This is a genomic window from Verrucosispora sp. WMMC514, from assembly GCF_027497295.1.
GTDB classification, from domain to species: domain Bacteria; phylum Actinomycetota; class Actinomycetes; order Mycobacteriales; family Micromonosporaceae; genus Micromonospora; species Micromonospora palythoicola.
The window spans coordinates 1,302,622-1,319,413 of the sequence record NZ_CP114906.1 but is presented as its reverse complement, the minus strand read 5'-3'; the positions used below and the strand labels follow the sequence as shown (position 1 = coordinate 1,319,413).

17 protein-coding genes are annotated in these 16,792 nt (G+C 71.8%); 5 read left to right on the top strand and 12 right to left on the bottom strand.

The features are described from left to right. The 6 genes from rocD to O7597_RS05950 all read right to left on the bottom strand — a co-directional run bounded on the left by rocD (position 1) and on the right by O7597_RS05950 (position 4,847). Positions 1-1,215: an ornithine--oxo-acid transaminase gene (rocD, locus tag O7597_RS05975; protein WP_281582206.1), complete on the bottom strand. Its 1,215-nt coding sequence runs from the start codon at positions 1,213-1,215 to the stop codon at positions 1-3. Beyond that, the gene (gene ddaH / locus O7597_RS05970) at positions 1,212-2,027 is read right to left on the bottom strand and encodes a dimethylargininase (RefSeq protein WP_281583192.1); all 816 of its coding nucleotides are present in this window, start codon (positions 2,025-2,027) and stop codon (positions 1,212-1,214) included. The genes rocD and ddaH overlap by 4 nt, the downstream gene beginning before the upstream one ends. A 360-nt stretch (positions 2,028-2,387) precedes the next feature. Further along, positions 2,388-3,236 carry a DUF308 domain-containing protein gene (locus O7597_RS05965; protein WP_281582205.1) on the bottom strand — a complete coding sequence of 283 codons (849 nt, stop codon included), beginning with the start codon at positions 3,234-3,236 and terminating at the stop codon, positions 2,388-2,390. Between the two features lie 315 nt (positions 3,237-3,551). Further along, positions 3,552-4,241 (bottom strand): SDR family NAD(P)-dependent oxidoreductase, encoded by a 690-nt coding sequence (locus tag O7597_RS05960; protein ID WP_269738110.1) that lies wholly within the window; start codon positions 4,239-4,241, stop codon positions 3,552-3,554. Positions 4,242-4,326: 85 nt separating this feature from the next. Further along, complete coding sequence (locus O7597_RS05955; RefSeq protein WP_269738109.1) at positions 4,327-4,632, bottom strand: hypothetical protein; 306 nt, start codon at positions 4,630-4,632, stop codon at positions 4,327-4,329. After that, a complete protein-coding gene (locus tag O7597_RS05950) occupies positions 4,629-4,847 on the bottom strand; it encodes a hypothetical protein (RefSeq protein WP_269738108.1) in 219 nt (72 codons plus the stop codon). The genes O7597_RS05955 and O7597_RS05950 overlap by 4 nt, the downstream gene beginning before the upstream one ends. 196 nt (positions 4,848-5,043) lie before the next feature. Here O7597_RS05950 and O7597_RS05945 point away from each other — a divergent pair, with 196 nt between their 5' ends. From O7597_RS05945 to O7597_RS05935, 3 genes are all read left to right on the top strand, one after another. Continuing rightward, on the top strand, positions 5,044-5,931 hold the full coding sequence (locus O7597_RS05945; RefSeq protein WP_269738107.1) for a helix-turn-helix transcriptional regulator: 888 nt from the start codon (positions 5,044-5,046) through the stop codon (positions 5,929-5,931). Beyond that, the gene (locus O7597_RS05940) at positions 5,924-6,121 is read left to right on the top strand and encodes a DUF397 domain-containing protein (protein ID WP_281582204.1); all 198 of its coding nucleotides are present in this window, start codon (positions 5,924-5,926) and stop codon (positions 6,119-6,121) included. The genes O7597_RS05945 and O7597_RS05940 overlap by 8 nt, the downstream gene beginning before the upstream one ends. Before the next feature lie 145 nt (positions 6,122-6,266). Then, the gene (locus O7597_RS05935) at positions 6,267-7,073 is read left to right on the top strand and encodes a DNA-formamidopyrimidine glycosylase family protein (protein WP_281582203.1); all 807 of its coding nucleotides are present in this window, start codon (positions 6,267-6,269) and stop codon (positions 7,071-7,073) included. Positions 7,074-7,149: 76 nt separating this feature from the next. Here the strand turns inward: O7597_RS05935 and O7597_RS05930 are convergent, their stop codons facing one another. From O7597_RS05930 to O7597_RS05915, 4 genes are all read right to left on the bottom strand, one after another. Beyond that, positions 7,150-8,022 carry an aminoglycoside phosphotransferase family protein gene (locus O7597_RS05930; RefSeq protein WP_281582202.1) on the bottom strand — a complete coding sequence of 291 codons (873 nt, stop codon included), beginning with the start codon at positions 8,020-8,022 and terminating at the stop codon, positions 7,150-7,152. Between the two features lie 42 nt (positions 8,023-8,064). Next, complete coding sequence (locus tag O7597_RS05925; RefSeq protein ID WP_281582201.1) at positions 8,065-9,489, bottom strand: WGR domain-containing protein; 1,425 nt, start codon at positions 9,487-9,489, stop codon at positions 8,065-8,067. Between the two features lie 91 nt (positions 9,490-9,580). After that, positions 9,581-10,951, bottom strand: a complete 1,371-nt coding sequence (locus tag O7597_RS05920) for an FAD-dependent oxidoreductase (RefSeq protein WP_269738096.1) — start codon at positions 10,949-10,951, stop codon at positions 9,581-9,583. A gap of 16 nt (positions 10,952-10,967) precedes the next feature. After that, entirely contained in the window at positions 10,968-12,116 is a 1,149-nt protein-coding gene (locus tag O7597_RS05915) for a glutamate--cysteine ligase (RefSeq protein WP_269738095.1), read from the bottom strand. A 212-nt stretch (positions 12,117-12,328) separates the two neighbouring features. On the opposite strand from O7597_RS05915, the gene O7597_RS05910 reads away from it, so the two are divergent. Together O7597_RS05910 and O7597_RS05905 are read left to right on the top strand one after the other, a co-directional pair. Beyond that, entirely contained in the window at positions 12,329-13,753 is a 1,425-nt protein-coding gene (locus O7597_RS05910) for a carbohydrate-binding protein (protein ID WP_281582200.1), read from the top strand. A 146-nt stretch (positions 13,754-13,899) separates the two neighbouring features. Beyond that, the gene (locus tag O7597_RS05905; RefSeq protein ID WP_281582199.1) at positions 13,900-15,303 is read left to right on the top strand and encodes a cellulose binding domain-containing protein; all 1,404 of its coding nucleotides are present in this window, start codon (positions 13,900-13,902) and stop codon (positions 15,301-15,303) included. Positions 15,304-15,425: 122 nt separating this feature from the next. Here O7597_RS05905 and O7597_RS05900 read toward each other — a convergent pair whose 3' ends face one another. Together O7597_RS05900 and O7597_RS05895 are read right to left on the bottom strand one after the other, a co-directional pair. Next, positions 15,426-16,091 (bottom strand): DedA family protein, encoded by a 666-nt coding sequence (locus tag O7597_RS05900; protein ID WP_281582198.1) that lies wholly within the window; start codon positions 16,089-16,091, stop codon positions 15,426-15,428. Between the two features lie 76 nt (positions 16,092-16,167). Continuing rightward, positions 16,168-16,758, bottom strand: coding sequence for a DUF1349 domain-containing protein (locus O7597_RS05895; protein ID WP_281582197.1), 591 nt, complete (start codon positions 16,756-16,758; stop codon positions 16,168-16,170). Positions 16,759-16,792: the final 34 nt, after the last annotated feature.

Below are 16,792 nucleotides of genomic sequence, written 5' to 3'. Positions count from 1 at the left end.
TCAGTCGGCCAGTACGGCGGTCAGCTGCGCCACCGCGTGGTCGATCTCCTCCTCGGTGATCACCAGCGGCGGCGCGAGCCGGATGGTCGAGCCGTGCGTGTCCTTGGCCAGCACCCCACGCTCCATCAGCCGTTCGCAGGCCTGTCGGCCGCTCATCAGCGCCGGGTCGATGTCCAGGCCAGCCCACAGACCTCGGCCGCGTACCGCGACCAGACCCTTGCCGATCAGGCCGCGCAGCCCGGCGTGCAGCCGCTCGCCGAGTGCGGCGGAGCGGCGCTGGAACTCGCCGGTCGCCAGCAGCCGGACCACCTCGGTCGCCACGGCGCAGGCGAGGGGGTTACCGCCGAAGGTGGAACCGTGCTGGCCGGGCTTGAGTACGCCGAGCACGTCCGCGTCGGCGGCCACCGCGGAGACCGGCACGATGCCTCCGCCGAGCGCCTTGCCCAGCAGGTACATGTCCGGCACGACGCCCTCCTGCTCGCAGGCGAACGTGGCGCCGGTACGGCCCAGGCCGGACTGGATCTCGTCGGCGATGAACAGCACATCGCGCTCGGTGCACAGCCGCCGTACGCCGGGCAGGTAGCCCTCGGGCGGCACCACCACGCCCTGCTCGCCCTGGATCGGCTCCAGCAGCACGGCGACGGTGTGCTCGTCGATCGCCTCGGTCAGCGCGGCCAGGTCGCCGTAGGGCACGATCCGGAAGCCCGGCGTGTACGGCCCGAAGTCGGCCCGGGCGTCGGAGTCGGTGGAGAAGCTGACGATCGTGGTCGTCCGCCCGTGGAAGTTGCCCTCCGCGACCACGATGTTCGCCTGGCCGGCCGGTACCCCCTTGACCTGGTAGCCCCACTTGCGGGCCACCTTGATGCCGGTCTCCACGGCCTCGGCCCCGGTGTTCATCGGCAGCACCAGATCCTTGCCGCACAGCGCCGCCAGTTCCCGGCAGAAGTCGGCGAACTGGTCGTGGATGAACGCCCGGCTGGTCAGCGTGAGCCTGTCGAGCTGGGCGTGTGCGGCGGCGACCAGCGTCGGATGCCGGTGACCGAAGTTCAGCGCCGAGTAGCCGGCCAGGCAGTCCAGGTAGCGGTTGCCGTCCACGTCGGTCACCCAGGCACCCTCGGCCGAGGTGATCACCACCGGCAGCGGGTGGTAGTTGTGCGCGGTGTGCCGCTCCGAGTCCTGCACCGCGGCGGGGGTCCGCAGCATGTCCTCGATCATCGGTCTGCCTTTCCCTGACGGAGTCGCAACGTGCAGCACTTCGGGCCACCGCCGGCCCGACGCAGCTCGGACAGGTCGACGCCGATCGTCTGGTAGCCCCGGTCGCGCAGCTTGGCGGCCAGGTCGGTGGCCTGCTCGGGCAGCACCACGTGCCGGCCGTCGCTGACCGCGTTGAGGCCGAGCACCTCCGCGTCGGCCATGGTGGCGTGCACCGCGTCCGGGAAGAGCCGGCGGAGCACGGCCTGGCTGCCCGGCGAGAACGCCTCGGGCAGGTACGCCACGGTCCGTTCGTCGAGCACGGTCAGCGCGGTGTCCAGGTGGTAGAAGCGGGGATCGACCAGCTGCATGGTGATCACCGGGTATCCGAAGACCTCCTGGAGCTGGGCGTGCGAGGCGTGCGCGGTGCGGAAACCGGTGCCGGCGAGCAGGTGGTCGCCGGCCAGCAGGACGTCGCCCTCGCCCTCGTTGACGTGCTTCGGGTCGTACATCTCGAAGCCGGCGGCCTCGAACCAGGCGCGGTACGCGGGGGCCTCGTCGGCGCGCTGCGGGTCGCGGAACTGCACCGCCATCGCCTTGCCGTCGATCACGGTGCCGCCGTTGGCGGCGAAGACCATGTCGGGCAGCCCCGGTACCGGTGCGATCTCCTCGACGGTGTGGCCCAGGTCGAGGTAGACCTGCCGCAGCCGCTCCCACTGCCGTACGGCGAGGTCGACGTCGACCGGGGCGGTCGGATCCATCCACGGGTTGATCGTGTAGTCGACGGCGAAGTACGTCGGCCGACACATCAGAAACCGTTGGCGGGTGGCGTCCATCGTCATCTGTCCTGCTCCAAGCCTCGGGCGCGCCCGGCCACCGTCGGCCCACGGGCTGGCGCCGTGGCTCAACGGTATGCGGGCAAGACCAGCAGGATCCACCGCGAACCCTTGCATTCAGCGGCAGATCATTGCGTTTGGCACCCGAGTGGTGCAGATTCATTGCGTATGGGTCGTGGCCCGACTCGCCGGGCGACCCACGTCAGGGCCCGAGCCTCCCCGGGCATACGTCAGGGGCGGCGAATCGCCGCCCCTGACGAGCGTGTGCGCCCGGCTGGTGAACCACCAGATCTGATCGGGCTACGGTCGGTTTCGCACCGTCCGGCACCGGTGAACCACCGGCGGGGCGAAAAGTGCCCGTTAGAGGCGGTCCACAAACTGTGAATCAAGCCACTCGCGGAAGCGGACCACGGTGTCCCCGTCGGTGGTCGGCCAGTCGTACTGACCGGTCATCGCGAGCACGCCCAGCACCACCGCTCCGAGCCCGAAGGCGATGCCCAGCAGTGCGTCGGACTTGCCGGCGATGTGCCGCCGGCGGGTGGCCATCAGTCCGAGTACGGCGAGCACCGCCCCGACCGCGCCCAGCGCGATGCCGTAACCGGCGAGGGCGCCGGTGAGCACGAACAGGACGCTGCCGACGCCGACGATCAGGCCGAGCGTGGCCAGCAGGCTGGCCCGGGGTCGCGGGCCGACGGGTGCCGGCGGTACGTCCCGATCGGTCTCACCGGCGGGCGTCCGGTCATCCACGGTGCCGTCCCGCTCGACGGTGTCGGTGGTCCGGTCACGGTCGGCGCGCCGGTCCTCGTCGGCGATCCGGTCGCCCTCGGCGGTGCGGTGGCCGTCGACAGCGCGGTCGAGGCTCGTGGTGCGGTGGCCGTCCACGGTCCCGTCGCGGTCGGTGGTCTCGGTGGCGGCGCGGCCGCTGCGGCCACCGTGCACGGTGGAGCGGGCGGTGGCGGCCCGGGCCTCGGCGGCCCGCTCCGCGTCGGGCTGGGGAGTCGCCCGGTCGGTGTCCGGGCCGGCGCTCCGGTCGGTGGCAGCCCGCCCGGTGACGACGGTGTTGCCGGTCGGCGTTCGGCGCTGCTCGGTGCTGCCGTCGGTGCCGCCCGCGTCGGTGCGGGTGTCGGTGGCGACCGTCCCGGTCCGGCCCCGGTCGTCGTCCGTCGGTGCCGCCGATTCGTCCCGGCGCAACAGCGAAGGAAACTTCATGATCTTCACCTCCTGATCGATGCGTGGACGGCGGCATCAGCCCCGTATTCGCCAGCCACGCCACAACATCTCGGAGTTACCCACCCCCCACCCCGCCGACACCCCCACCCCGCCGCCCTGCCCCACCACCGCACCGATCATGCAGTTGTGGTCGCACGGAAGGCTGTCAATTCCGACAAATGGACGGCCATAACTGCATGATCGCCGGCGCGGGCGGCGCGGGCGGCGCGGGCGGCGCGGGCGGCGCGGGCGGCGCGGGCGGCGCGGGCGGCGCGGGCGGCGCGGGGTGGGGGTTGGGGTGGGTTTGTGGGTGGGTCAGTGGGGGCGGGTGAGGGGGGCCAGGGCTGCGGTGAGCAGGGCGAGGCGGCGGGGGCGGGAGACGCGGACCGGGCGGTTGCGGACGCAGTGCGCGAGGACTTCCACGGCCCGGTCGACCGGGAGCATCAGCGGTCGGAACGTGCCCTTGGCCAGCTTGGTGTCGACGAAGCCGAACCGCACGGTGGTCACGTGCACGCCGTGCCGACGCAGGGCCGCCGAGAGACCCATCAGGTACGACGACAGTCCCGCCTTCGAACCGGCGTAGCCGGGTGCCTCGCCGGAGACCAGCCGGTCGGCCAGGCTGGAGATCCCGATCAGGTGCCCGTCGCCGGCGGCGAGCATCGTCGGCACCACCACGGCGGCGGTGCGTACCGCGCCCATCAGGTTGACCTCGAAGGTGCGTGTCTGCGCGTCCAGGTCGGCCGGGTCGACGGGTTCGCCGATGCCGGCGGCGTAGACGCACAGGTCCACCCCGCCGAGTTCGTCGATCGCCTTGCCCAGCACCTCGGGATAGTCGGGTGCGGTGACGTCGACGGTGTGGTGGGCGTACGTGGGGACGATTATCGGGTTGTCGCGCCGGGACAGCCCGGTGACCAGCCAGCCGTCGGCGAGCAGTCGGCGGGTGAACGCCAGTCCGATCCCGTCGCTGTTGCCGATCACCACCGCGCGGCGCATCCGATCCGTCACGACTCACCGCCCCATCGAGTCGACGTGCCGCCCGCCCGTGCCGACGGCCCGACCGGCAATTGAACCAGAATCCCGAGGACAGTCCCTACCGTCGAGTAGCGGTCCTCTGCCGGGCCTGCCGAGCGGCGGGGGAGTCGAGGGTTGCGCCGGGGCGGGGAGCGACCCGCCGGGGTGCGGGGCGGAGCAGGGTGACGCCGGCCCGGCGAAGGAACACCTCGCGGCGGGCGACGGCCTGACCTCGTTCGTCGAGCTGGTACCCGTCCAGCCAGAACCATCCGTCGTAGGTGGTCCAGCCCAGCTCGCGGATCACCCGGAACAGGATCGGACGGTGAAACTGCACGCTGGCGGACCGGGTCAGACGCAGCAGGTCACCGGCGTGGAGTGGGCTCACCGCAGCCAGCCGAGGAACCGGCGGTGCAGTGTGCCGGCGGTCGACCAGCTCAGGTCGTGGCTGGCGGAGACGAGGCAGGAACCCATGTAGAGCGCCAGGGACACGGGCGCCCGGTCGTACTCGGCGCGCAGCTCGATGCGGCGTCGGGCGCACGGCCAGGGTCGGCCGCATCCGGCGCAGCTCCAGGTGGGCAGTACTGGCCCGTGCGTGGTCATGGGAATCCTCTCGGGGACGCCATTGCCGGCCATTTCCGGTCCGGGGAAATTCTGTCCCAGGATGCATTCGGTCGCGTACCTTGCGCAATGCGTCGCTTCGCCAATAGCCTGACTTGAAATTGGTGCGCGATGAATGCGAGCGAATTAGTCGTGGCAGGGAACGGCGGATGTTGCACCAGGAGAGCGGTGATGTTGCATGACGGATGAAACAGTCGGTTCCACGGTGCCGCGACGTCAGCTCGGGCGGCTGCTCACCCAGCTCCGCGAGGACGCCGCCGTCACGCTCGACGCGGCGGCGCAGGCGCTTGACTGTTCGCGGCAGAAGATATGGCGCATCGAGAAGGGGCTGGTGCCGGTACGCGTGGTCGACGCCCGGGCCATGTGCGATCTCTATCGCGTCGCCGACGAGATGAGGGCGATCGTCGCCGGTCTCGCGAAGGAAACTCGTGCCAGGGGTTGGTGGCACTCCTACGGTGACGTGGTGCCGCCGTGGTTCTCGCTCTACGTCGGCCTGGAATCGTCAGCAGCGCTGATTCGACGGTACGACTCGGAGCTGATCCCCGGATTGCTCCAGACCCGGGAATACGCCACCGAACTCTTTCGCCGCAAGAACCCGACAATGACAGTTGACGAGCGGGAGAAACTGGTCGCGGTACGCCTCCAGCGTCAGCACATCCTGGTCCGCCGGCTGCCCAGCGCGCCCACGCTGAAGGTGGTGCTGAGCGAGGCCGTGCTGCGCCGCACCATCCCCGACCGGCGGGCGATGGTCGAGCAGTTGCGCCACCTGCTCGACGTGGCCGCGCTGCCGACCGTCTCGCTGCGGGTGCTGCCGCTGGCCGCCGGCCCGCCGCTGGCCAGCGAGACCGGCACGTTCGTCCTGCTGGACTTCCCGCGCCCGCTCGGCCGGGCGTCGACCGAGCCGACCACCGTCTACCTGGAGAACATCACCGGCGCGCTCTACCTCGACAAGCCGGCGGAGGTGACCGCCTTCGAGCACGTCTGGTCCGACCTGGAGACGCTCGCGCCGGATGCGGCAGAATCGGAGAAACTCGTCCAGACGATCATCGAGGAGCATCATGCCTGACCTTGCCGGTGCCGTCTGGCGCAAGAGCAGCCGCAGTGGCGGCAGCGGCGGCGACTGCGTCGAGGTGGCCGACAATCTGCCCGGCGTGGTGGCCGTCCGCGACAGCAAGGATCCGCACGGCCCGGTGCTCACCGTCGCCCCCGTCGCCTGGGCGGCCTTCGTCGCCGAGGTGCGACGCGGCAGGCGCTGACAACCCGCGTGGCAGGTGCGGAAGCCGGCAGCCCGGCCCGCGCTGCCAACAGCGCCGTCGAGGGTCGCGACCATGCGGGTGGTGGGCGCGGCGGACGCCGGCCGGCCGGAGACTGCTGCGCCAACCGCTGGCTACGCTTGGCGCCGTGCCAGAGGGACACACGATTCATCGCCTGGCGGCCCGGCATGCCGAGCTGTTCGCCGGGGACAAGGTGCACGCCGCCAGCCCGCAGGGCCGCTTCGCCGACGGTGCCGCCACGATCTCCGGCACGGTGCTGGACGGCACCGAGGCGTACGGCAAGCACCTGTTGCACCACTATGCCGATGAGCTGACGCTGCACGTGCACCTCGGCCTCTACGGCAAGGTCGCCGACGGTGCCGGTGGGCCGCCGGAGCCGGTCGGGCAGATCCGGCTCCGGCTGACGAGTGACCGGCACTGGCTCGACCTGCGCGGGCCGACCGCCTGTGAACTGCTCAGCCCGCCCGAGGTGGCCGCGCTCCGGGCGCGACTCGGACCGGATCCGCTGCGCGCCGACGCCGATCCGGAGCGGGCGTACGCCCGGATCTCGCGCAGCATGACGCCGCTCGCGGCGTTGCTGCTGGATCAGACGGTGGTGGCCGGCACCGGTTTGATCTTCGTGACCGAGGCGCTGTTCCGCGCCGGTCTGTCGCCGAGGCTGCCCGGTCGGGAACTGACCCGGGCCGGCTGGGAGGTGCTCTGGGCCGATCTGGTGGAACTGATGACGCTCGCGGTCGGCACCGGCCGGATCGACACCGTCCGCGCCGCCCACCTGCCCGAGGCGATGGATCGTCCGGCCCGCGTCGACCGGCACGGGGGAGAGGTCTACGTCTACCGCCGCCCCGGCCAGCCCTGTCACGTCTGCCGGACCCCGATCAGCCGAGGCACCATCACCGCCCGCAACCTCTACTGGTGCCCCACCTGCCAGTCCTGACCCGACCGGCGTGAATCTTGGTCCGGAACGGCCCTTCACGGGGCCGCGCTCGACCAAGGTCTGACCGAGATGTGGATCAGTCGAGGAGCCAGCGGACCACGTCGGCGTGGTCGGTGAAGACCCGGTCGCCGTCGATGCTCCAGGCCATCGTCTGCCCGATCGTCCAGCCGCGTACCCGGTCCCGGTCCAGCCCCAGCTCGGCGCTGAGCCGGTCCAGCCGGCGACGGACGGCCACCCGGGAGTGACCCAGCTCGGTGCCGCGCACCATCGCCACCACCGAGAACTCGCGCTCGCCGACCAGCGGCTTCGGGTCGATCACCAGCCACGGCTCGCGTTCGGCGCGCAGCACGTTGCCGGCGTGCAGGTCCTGGTTGACCAGGACCTGTGCACCCTGGCTGCCGGTGAGCCCGCCGAGCAGGTCGAGCGCGGCGTCGACCAGCCGCCGCTCGAACGGCCGCCCGGCCCGCTCCCACTTGACCGGCAGCCGGGCCGCCCAACCGGTGGCGGCCTCCGCCAACGACAGGAACGGCTGACCGGCCGGTACCCAGAGGCGGGGGAGCAGCGCCACCACGGCGTCGAGCGCCTCGTCGAGCGGTACCGCGTGCAGCGGTGTGCCGGGGTCGCAGCGTTCCAGCAGCAGGGCCCGCAGGCCGGCATCGTGGGCGAGCAGCCGGACGGCCCCGGCACCGTCCCAGCGACGCAGCGCCGTCGCCTCGTGCGCGCTCTCCGCGTCGGGAAACTGCACCTTGAGCACCGCGCGGGTGCCGTCCGGCAGCTCGGCCGGCACCGCCAGGGAGGCGCAGGCGTACCCGAAGGGCGGCCCGAGCCGCAGTGACCAGCGCCGGGCGCAGGTGGCCAGCCGGCCGGGCAACCCGGCCAGCCATTCCGACCCACCCGGCATGCCGTGCAGCCAGGTCAACCCGTCGGGGACGCGCAGCACGCCGCTCACCGAATCATGATGGCCGAGCCCGGTCGGGCGCCACAACGGAGATCAGCGGAGCCGGCGGATGTCGCCGTACGCCCGGTAGAAACCGCCCCGGCCGGACTCGCGGACCTCGGTGACCAGGTAGCGCGCGCCCGGCTCGCGGATGCCCTTGGGGAACTGCACCGACCAGTCCCGGTGGTAGCCGCCGGACAGCACGTGCACCCGCAGCCGGCCACCCTGCTCGACGCACTCCACCACCACGCCGCCGCCGGTGTCGGCGACCACCTCGACCTGGGTCACCGCCGCCGGCTCCGGCAGCCGGGCCGGCGCCTTGACGTCGACCACGTCGGGCACACTGCCCGCCTCCGCCGCCCGGATGGCGGGCTCGCTGGCGTCGATGCAGGCCAGGTGGCCGCTGGTGGTCACCACGTAGAGACGCTGGTCGTGGTACTGCATGGAATAGGCCGACCCGCAGCCGGTGCCGAGCTTCCACAGCCGGGTGCCGTCGGCGGCGAAACAGTAGATCGAGGACTGGCTGTCCCCGGCGAAGACGTAGCGGCCGTCGGCGGCGGTGGCGCAGGAGAAGACCGGGGCGTCGGCCCGGTAGGTGCGCCGCGCCGACCCGCCGTCCTTACCGATCCGGACCACCTCGCGGGTGGCGGTGCCGGCGAACACGGCGTCGCGTTCCTGCCAGCCGAAGAGCACCGAGCCGGTGCGGGTGTGCCACAGCTCGCGACCGGTGCGCCAGTCGTAGCCGCTCACTCCGGTCGAGTCGCCGTGGTAGACGGCGTCGGCGTCGCAACGCACCATCCAGGCCGACCGGCCACGCCCGGCCCGCCGCCACAGGAACTCGTCCTCGTGGTCGATGGCGGCGATCCCGCCGTCGGCGTCGGAGACTCCCAGCACGCCGTCGTGGATGTCGAGCCAGTAGATGTCGATGTCGGGCACGATCGCGTACGCCACCCGGGGGATCTTGCCGGAGAGGTCGTAGACGTTGCCGTCGTCGCAGCCGGCGTAGATCCAGGCGTCGTCGGCGACGATGCACTTGACCCCGTCGGGCAGGCGGACCTGGTCCAGCACCCGGGCATCGTGGTCGAGGGTGGTGATCACCCCCCGCTCGTTGCCCACCATGCAGGCGCGCCCGTCGACGAAGATGCCGAAGGCCGGTGCGCCGGAGTCGTACCGCCAGAGCACCGGGGCGGTGCGGGCGGTGGAGCGGGTGCTGACGATCTGTCGCCGGGAGACGGCCCGCTTCTGGCGTACGCCGGGCACGGCTGGGGCGTACCCCTTGCGGATCTTCTCGCCGATCTTCTTCGCCGCGGCGGCCCGCGCCCGGGCGTTGTCGGGGTAGCCGGTGGTCTTGACCTGGCCCTGGTCGCCGATCCGCCCATAGCGCACGGTCATCGTGGCGTCGTCGACTGCCACCTCGTAGAACTTGTGCGCCGCACCGTCCACTTCGGACAGTTCGAGGTAGGTCGTCTCCTGCGACATGGGGCTCCTCCGAGGGGTTCGCGTCGGCCCTGACCGGGCGGCGCGCACACGCTAACCCCCGGCACCGACAGAATCCCCACCCTCGGCGCCGTCAGCGGGCGAGCGCGTCCACGGCCTTGCGGGCGGCGACCAGCACCGGGTCCCAGACCGGGGCGTACGGTGGGGCGTAGCCGAGGTCGAGGGCGGTCATGTCGTCCACCGTCATCTTGTTCCACAGCGCCACGGCCAGGGTGTCGATCCGCTTCGCCGCCTCGGACCAGCCGACGATCTGGGCGCCGAGCAGCCGCCCGCTCGGGCGCTCGGCGATCAGCTTCACCGTCATCTGCCGGGCGCCGGGGTAGTAGCCGGCGCGGTTCGTCGACTCCGCGATCACCGAGACGAACTCGAACCCGGCCATCCGCGCCTCGCGTTCCCGCAGCCCGGTGCGCCCCACCTCCAGGTCGCACACCTTGGTCACGGCGGTGCCGATCACCCCCGCGAAGGTGGCGTACCCGCCGCCGATGTTGATCCCGGCGACCCGGCCCTGCTTGTTGGCGTGGGTGCCGAGCGGTACGTGCACCGGCATGCCGCTCACCTTGTGCAGGGTCTCCACGCAGTCCCCGGCGGCCCACACGCCGGGCACCTCGGACACCCGCATCTGGCGGTCCACCCGGATCCCGCCGCTCGGTCCCAGCGGCAGGCCGGCGGCGACGGCCAGCTCCGTGTTGGGGCGTACCCCGAGACCGAGCACCACCAGGTCGGTCGGGATCGGCCCGTCGTCGGTGACCACCTCGCTCACCCGGCCGTCGTGCTCCGTCAGGCCGGTGACCTGTACGCCGGTGCGGATGTCCACGCCCAGCCCGCGCATCGCCTCGGTGACCAGCCGGGCCATGTCGGGGTCGACGGTCGACATCGGCTGCTCGTCGCGCTCGACCAGGGTGACCGACAGCCCACGACGGACCAGTGCCTCGGCCATCTCGACACCGATGTAGCCGCCGCCGACCACCACCGCCCGCCGGGGCCGCGGGTCGGCCTCCAGCCAACCGCGCAACGCCGAGCCGTCGTCCAGGGTCTGCACCCCGAACACCCCGGCGGCGTCGGTGCGCGCCCAGGCCGGCTTCTTCGGCACCGCCCCGGCGGCGTACATCAGGTTGTCGAACGGTTCGCGGACGTCGCCGCCGCCGTCCAGGTCGCGGGCGACCACCTCGCGGCGGTCCAGGTCGATCCCGACCACCTCGTGCCGGATCCGCACGTCGATGGCGTAGTCCTCGCGGTGCGTCTTCGGCGACCGGGCCACCAGCTGCTCCCGGTCGGTCACCAGGCCGCTGATCCAGTACGGGATTCCGCAGGCCGAGTACGAGGTGAAGTGCCCCCGTTCGAACACGACGATCTCCAGGTCGTCCGGGCCCCGGCGGCGGCGCGCCTGGGCGGCGGCCGACATGCCGGCGGCATCCCCACCGATGACGATCAGCCGTTCCGTCACACCGTCACCTCCTTCCTCAGGCCGGGTCCCCGCCCCGGGTCTGGCGTGCCACGTCCGTCACCACATCCTCCAACCGTCCGGTCCGGGCGTACACCGAACGCTGCCGTTGGGCGCCGCTGCCGTGCCGGCGCAGCCCCTCCAACAGGCTGGTCACCTCGGCCAGGTCGCCGTGGCGTTCCAGCGCCGGCCCGAGGCGTCCGACGAGCTGGTGCAGCAGGTCCCAGGCCGGCCGTAGCTCACCGCTGGACAGGTCGACCGCCTCACCCTCCAACCCGTCGTGGGCGGCCCGCCAGTGCGCGCCGACCAGCAGGTGATGGTCGGTCGGCAGCGGTGGCCGCCCGGCCGCGATGTCGTCGAGCGCGGTCGCCACCAGCCCACGGACCAGCGCGGCGACCAGGACCGCGTCGTCGACGGTCGGGCAGACGTCACCGATGCGCAACTCCACCGTCGGGTACTTGGCGGACAGCCGGGCGTACCAGTAGAGCATCCCCTCGTCGAGCATCACGCCGCTGCTGATCAGCTGCCGGATCAGCCGTTGGTAGTGCTCGTGGTTGACCAGGTAGGGCGTCGGCGCGACCGAGGGCCAGCGTTCCCACTCGATCGAGCGCCAGCTGGCGTAGCCGGTGTCGGCGCCACGGGAGAACGGCGAGTTGGCGGTGACCGCGTGCAGGATCGGCAGCCACGGCCGTACGTGGTTGAGCACCTGTACGCCGGCGTCGGGATCCGGCACTCCGACGTGGACGTGCATGCCGTTGTTGCCCGGCCCGGGGACCAGCAGCCGGAACCGGGCGAGCATCCGGTCGAAGCGGGGCTTGTCGACCACGGCGGGCACCGGACCGTCGATCGGCCCGGTGCCGATCGCCAGCAACCGGGCGCCGGCCCGCTCGGCGGCGTCGGCCAGCGAGGCGCGGAGCAGGCCGAGGGAGTGCCGGATCGAGGAGAGTTCCAGCCCCGGCGGACTGCCGATCTCGATCTGACTGGTCTGGAACTCCCGCTCGACCTGTCCGCGCAGCTCGGCGGGGACCTGATCGAGGACCGCCTCGACCGCGGGCACTGCCACCCCGGTGTCCGGGTCGACGAGCAGGAACTCCTCCTCGACACCCACGGTGAGCAGATCGGTTGCCTCGGCCGAAGAGCCCGGGGCCGGTGCCGCCTGCGTGACCATCACTACCACCGTCCACTTCTGCCGGGCGGTCCGTCCGCACCGGGTCGGCCGGCAATTACCCCCTGTGGTGGCCCCGGGAAACTCCGCCCGGTGTGCCGTGGTGTGTCCGCTGGCCGGACCGGTCACATCGATCGACATTGACAACTGCGCGAGGGCGACGTACAACTCCTGAGAGAGCGCTCTCTCACCCGTCCCCGCAGAGAGGCACGTCCATGACACCTGCCCCGGCGGCATCCGCCGCCCCGCCTGTGCGACGCCGGCTGCCGCTGGCGTTGGTCCTGCTCACCGCCGTTACCACCGTCCTGGCCGGGCTCGGCACGACCGCGGACGCGGCCGTGCCGCCACCCCCGTCGGGCTGGAGCCTGGTGTGGAGTGACGACTTCACCGGTGCTTCCGGCACCCTCCCGTCCTCCGGAAACTGGATCATCGACACCGGCACCAGCTACCCGGGTGGTCCACCGCAGTGGGGCACCGGCGAGATCCAGACGTACACGAACAGCACCGCGAACGTCAGCCACGACGGTGCCGGCAACCTGCGGATCACCCCGCTGCGCGACAGCGCCGGTCGCTGGACCTCGGCCCGCATCGAGACCGTCCGCAGCAACTTCAAGGCCCCGGCCGGCGGAGTGCTGGCCATCGAGGGCCGCATCCAGATGCCGAACGTCACCGGTGCCGCCGCGTCGGGGTACTGGCCGGCGTTCTGGGCGCTCGGTTCGCCCTACCGGGGCAACTACCAGAACTGGCCGGGCATCGGCGAGTTCGACGTGATGGAGAACGTCAACGGCCTCAACTCGGTCTGGGGCGTACTGCACTGCGGCGTCGCACCGGGCGGTCCGTGCGACGAGTTCAACGGCATCGGCGCCTCCCGGGCCTGCCCCGGCAGCACCTGCCAGTCGGCGTTCCACACCTACCGCTTCGAGTGGGACGCCTCGGTCAGCCCGCAGCAACTGCGCTGGTACGTCGACGGGCAGCTCTACCACACGGTCAGCCAGAGCCGGATCGGTGAGCCGTACTGGTCGCAGATGACCAGCCATGCCGGCTACTTCCTGCTGCTGAACGTGGCGATGGGCGGGGCCTTCCCGAACGGGGTCGCCGGCAGCGCCACGCCGACCTCGGCCACCGTGCCCGGCCGGCCGATGCTCGTGGACTACGTCGCCGTCTACAGCCGGGGTGGTGGCAGCAACCCGCCGCCCACCACTCCGCCGCCGACCACGCCGCCGCCGGGCGGCACCCGGGACGCGTACGCGACCATCCAGGCCGAGTCCTTCAACGCCCAGAACGGCGTGATCGTCGAGGCGTGTGCCGAGGGCGGACAGAACATCGGGGCGCTGCGCAACGGTGACTGGGTCCGCTTCGACAACGTGGAGTTCGGCTCCGGCGGGCCGCGCGACTTCGTGGCCCGGGTCGCCTCCGGCGCGGCGTCCGGCGTCAGCGGCCTGGTGGAGGTGCGGGTGGACAGCCCGACCGCCGCACCCATCGGCAGTTTCGCCATCGCCAACACCGGCGGCTGGCAGAGCTGGCGTTCGGTGCCCGGCAACGTCTCCGGGGTGACCGGACGGCGCACCGTCTACCTCACCTTCACCAGTGGCCAGCCCAACGACTTCGTGAACGTCAACTGGTTCCACTTCCGGCGCTGAGGCGTGCGGCACGGCCCCCGGCGCCGCCGCTGGCGGACGGGGGCCGCGCCGTCGCACGGGGGAGGCCCTGGACAGAAACAGTTAACAGTCTTAATAATAGGCGCCAGGTTGACGTCCATGGATTTTCGTCCGGGCTGGAGGGGCAGATGAAACGGTCCAGAACCCTGGTGCTGTCGGTGGTCGGCGCACTGGCCGCCGCGCTCGGCGCGGTGTCGCTGACGCCGGCCGCGTACGCCGCCGGAGTCAGCGCGAGCTTCGTCAAGACGTCCGACTGGGGCTCGGGCTGGGAGGGGAAGTACACGATCACCAACGGCGGCGGCGCCACGGTCAACGGCTGGAGTCTCTCCTTCGACCTGCCCGCCGGCACCACGGTCGGCACCTACTGGGACGCGCTGCTGACCTCCAGCGGCCAGCGGTACACCTTCACCAACCGCTCCTGGAACGGCACCATCGCACCCGGCGCCTCGGTCTCCTTCGGCTTCCTCGGCAGCGGCTCCGGCTTGCCGGCGAACTGCCGGCTCAACGGCGCGGCCTGCACGGGTGGCACGACGCCGACGACGCCGCCACCCACCACGCCGCCTCCCACGACCCCGCCGCCGACCACGCCTCCTCCGACGACCCCGCCGCCGACCAGTCCGCCGCCGGTCACCGGGCTGCCGAAGCACATCCTCACCGGCTACTGGCACAACTTCGTCAACCCGGCGGACGAGCTGCGGCTGCGTGACGTGCCCACCGAGTACGACCTGGTGGCGGTCGCCTTCGCCGACGCGACCGGCACGCCCGGCGCGGTCGGCTTCGCCATCGACCCCGGCCTGTCCGCCGCGCTGGGCAACTACACCGACGCCGACTTCTCGGCCGACGTGCGGACCCTCCAGAGCCGGGGCAAGAAAGTGATCATCTCGGTGGGTGGCGAGACCGGCCGGGTCGTGGTCGACAGTTCGGCGTCCGCGGTGGCCTTCGCCGACAGCGTGTACGCCCTGATCCAGCGCTACGGCTTCGACGGCGTCGACATCGACCTGGAGAACGGGTTGAACCCGACGTACATGGCGCAGGCCCTGCGGTCACTACGGGCGAAGGTGGGCAGCGGGCTGATCATCGCGATGGCGCCGCAGACGATCGACATGCAGAACCCGGCGGGCAGCTACTTCAAGCTGGCGTTGGACATCAAGGACATCCTGACCGTGGTGAACACCCAGTTCTACAACTCCGGGGCGATGCTCGGCTGCGACAACAACGCCGCGTACGCCCAGGGGACGGTCAACTTCATCGTCGCGCTGGCCTGCATCCAGTTGGAGGCGGGGCTGCGGCCCGACCAGGTCGGGCTCGGCCTGCCGGCCGGTCCCGGCGCGGCCGGCGGCGGCATCGTCGCGCCCAGCGTGGTCAACGCCGCGCTGGACTGCCTGACCCGGGGCACCAACTGCGGCAGCTTCCGCCCGCCGCGCACCTACCCCGGCCTGCGCGGCGCCATGACCTGGTCCGTCAACTGGGACATCACCAACAACAACACCTTCGCCCGCACCGTCTCCCCCCACCTCCGCACCCTCCCCTGACACGCTCAAGATCCGGGCAACTTCCCCGATGCTGCTGTCTCAGGCCCGGCTGAGGCAGCAGCATCCCCGAAGTTGCCCGGATCTTGGGCTTGGCGCAGGGGGTGTAGGGGGTGCAGGGGCGGTCAGGGGGAGGGGGTTTGGGTGGGGGAGGAGTGGTGGCGGCGGCGGAGTTTCTTGGTTACCCAGGTGGCTAGCATGAGGGCGAACAGGGCGAGGATGCCGTAGTCGAACCAGGAGCTGTAGCGGTCGATCTGCTGCCAGCGGGAGCCGAGGGCGTAGCCGAGCCCGATGAAGATCCCGTTCCAGATGCCGCTGCCCAGCGTGGTCAGCGTGACGAACTCGACGAGCGGCATCCGGTTCGCCCCGGCCGGCACCGACACCAGGCTGCGGACCACCGGCACCATCCGGCCGAAGAACACCGCCCAGCGGCCGTACCGCTCGAACCACCGGTCGGCCTTCTCCAGGTCGTCCAGATCGACAAGGGGTAACCGGTCGAGCCACCGTTTGAGGCGGTCCTCGCCGACGACCGCGCCGACCCAGTAGAGGAACAACGCGCCGAGTACCGAGCCCGCGGTCGCCGCCACGGTCACCACGAGCGCGTTGAACTCGCCCTCGCCGGCCAGGTATCCGGCCATCGCCAGGACGATCTCGCTCGGAATGGGCGGGATGATGCTCTCCAGGGCGACCAGCAGGGCCACCCCCACCGCGCCGCTCGCCTCGATCACCCCGGCGATCCAGCCGGTCAGCCCGCCGACCTGGGTGGGGTCGACGTCCTGGGCAAGCGCCATGATGATGCCTTTCGCGGTCGGGGGTAAACAGTGCTCTTACCCGCCGACGCCGCCCACACACCGGGCCTGCTGTGGCTCACTCCTGCGGATGCAGCGCCTCGTCGGCCGGGCCGAGGCGCCATCCGGTGAACCGCACGACGAGCCCGCCCCGACTGGGCGAGCAGCAGTACGGCCCAGCCGCCGCCACCGCGTCGGGAGCCAGCGGAGCGAGCCGAACCAGTCGCCACGACTCACCGGCGGCCCGGGCCCGTACGGTGAGCGCGTCACCCGCGCGGCTGACCCGTACGCTCACCTCCCGGCCCGCCCAGTCCGGCACCGGTGCCACCGACCAGTCGGAGACGTCCCGGGTCACCACCGCGCCCACCTGGGGCTGGCCGTCGCTGACCTCCACGCCCGCCTTCACCCAGTTCCGGTCGTCCACCCGGACCAGCACGCCGGCCTGGTCGAACTGCCCGGTCCAGGCCAGCCGGAAGTCGACCTCGACGGCCGCACCGACGGGAAACGGCGCGAGCAGTGCGGGGGCGTCGTCGTGCACGAAGCCGTAACTGGTGTGCCGCCACAGGTCGCTGCCGTGACCCGGCTCGACGGCCAGCGTGCCGTCCGGTTCCTCGGCCACCCGGACCGGCCGGCCGTGCCATTCGCCACCGGACCAATCGATGCTGCGCATGCCGGCACCGTACCCAGTCGGGTTTGCCGACGCC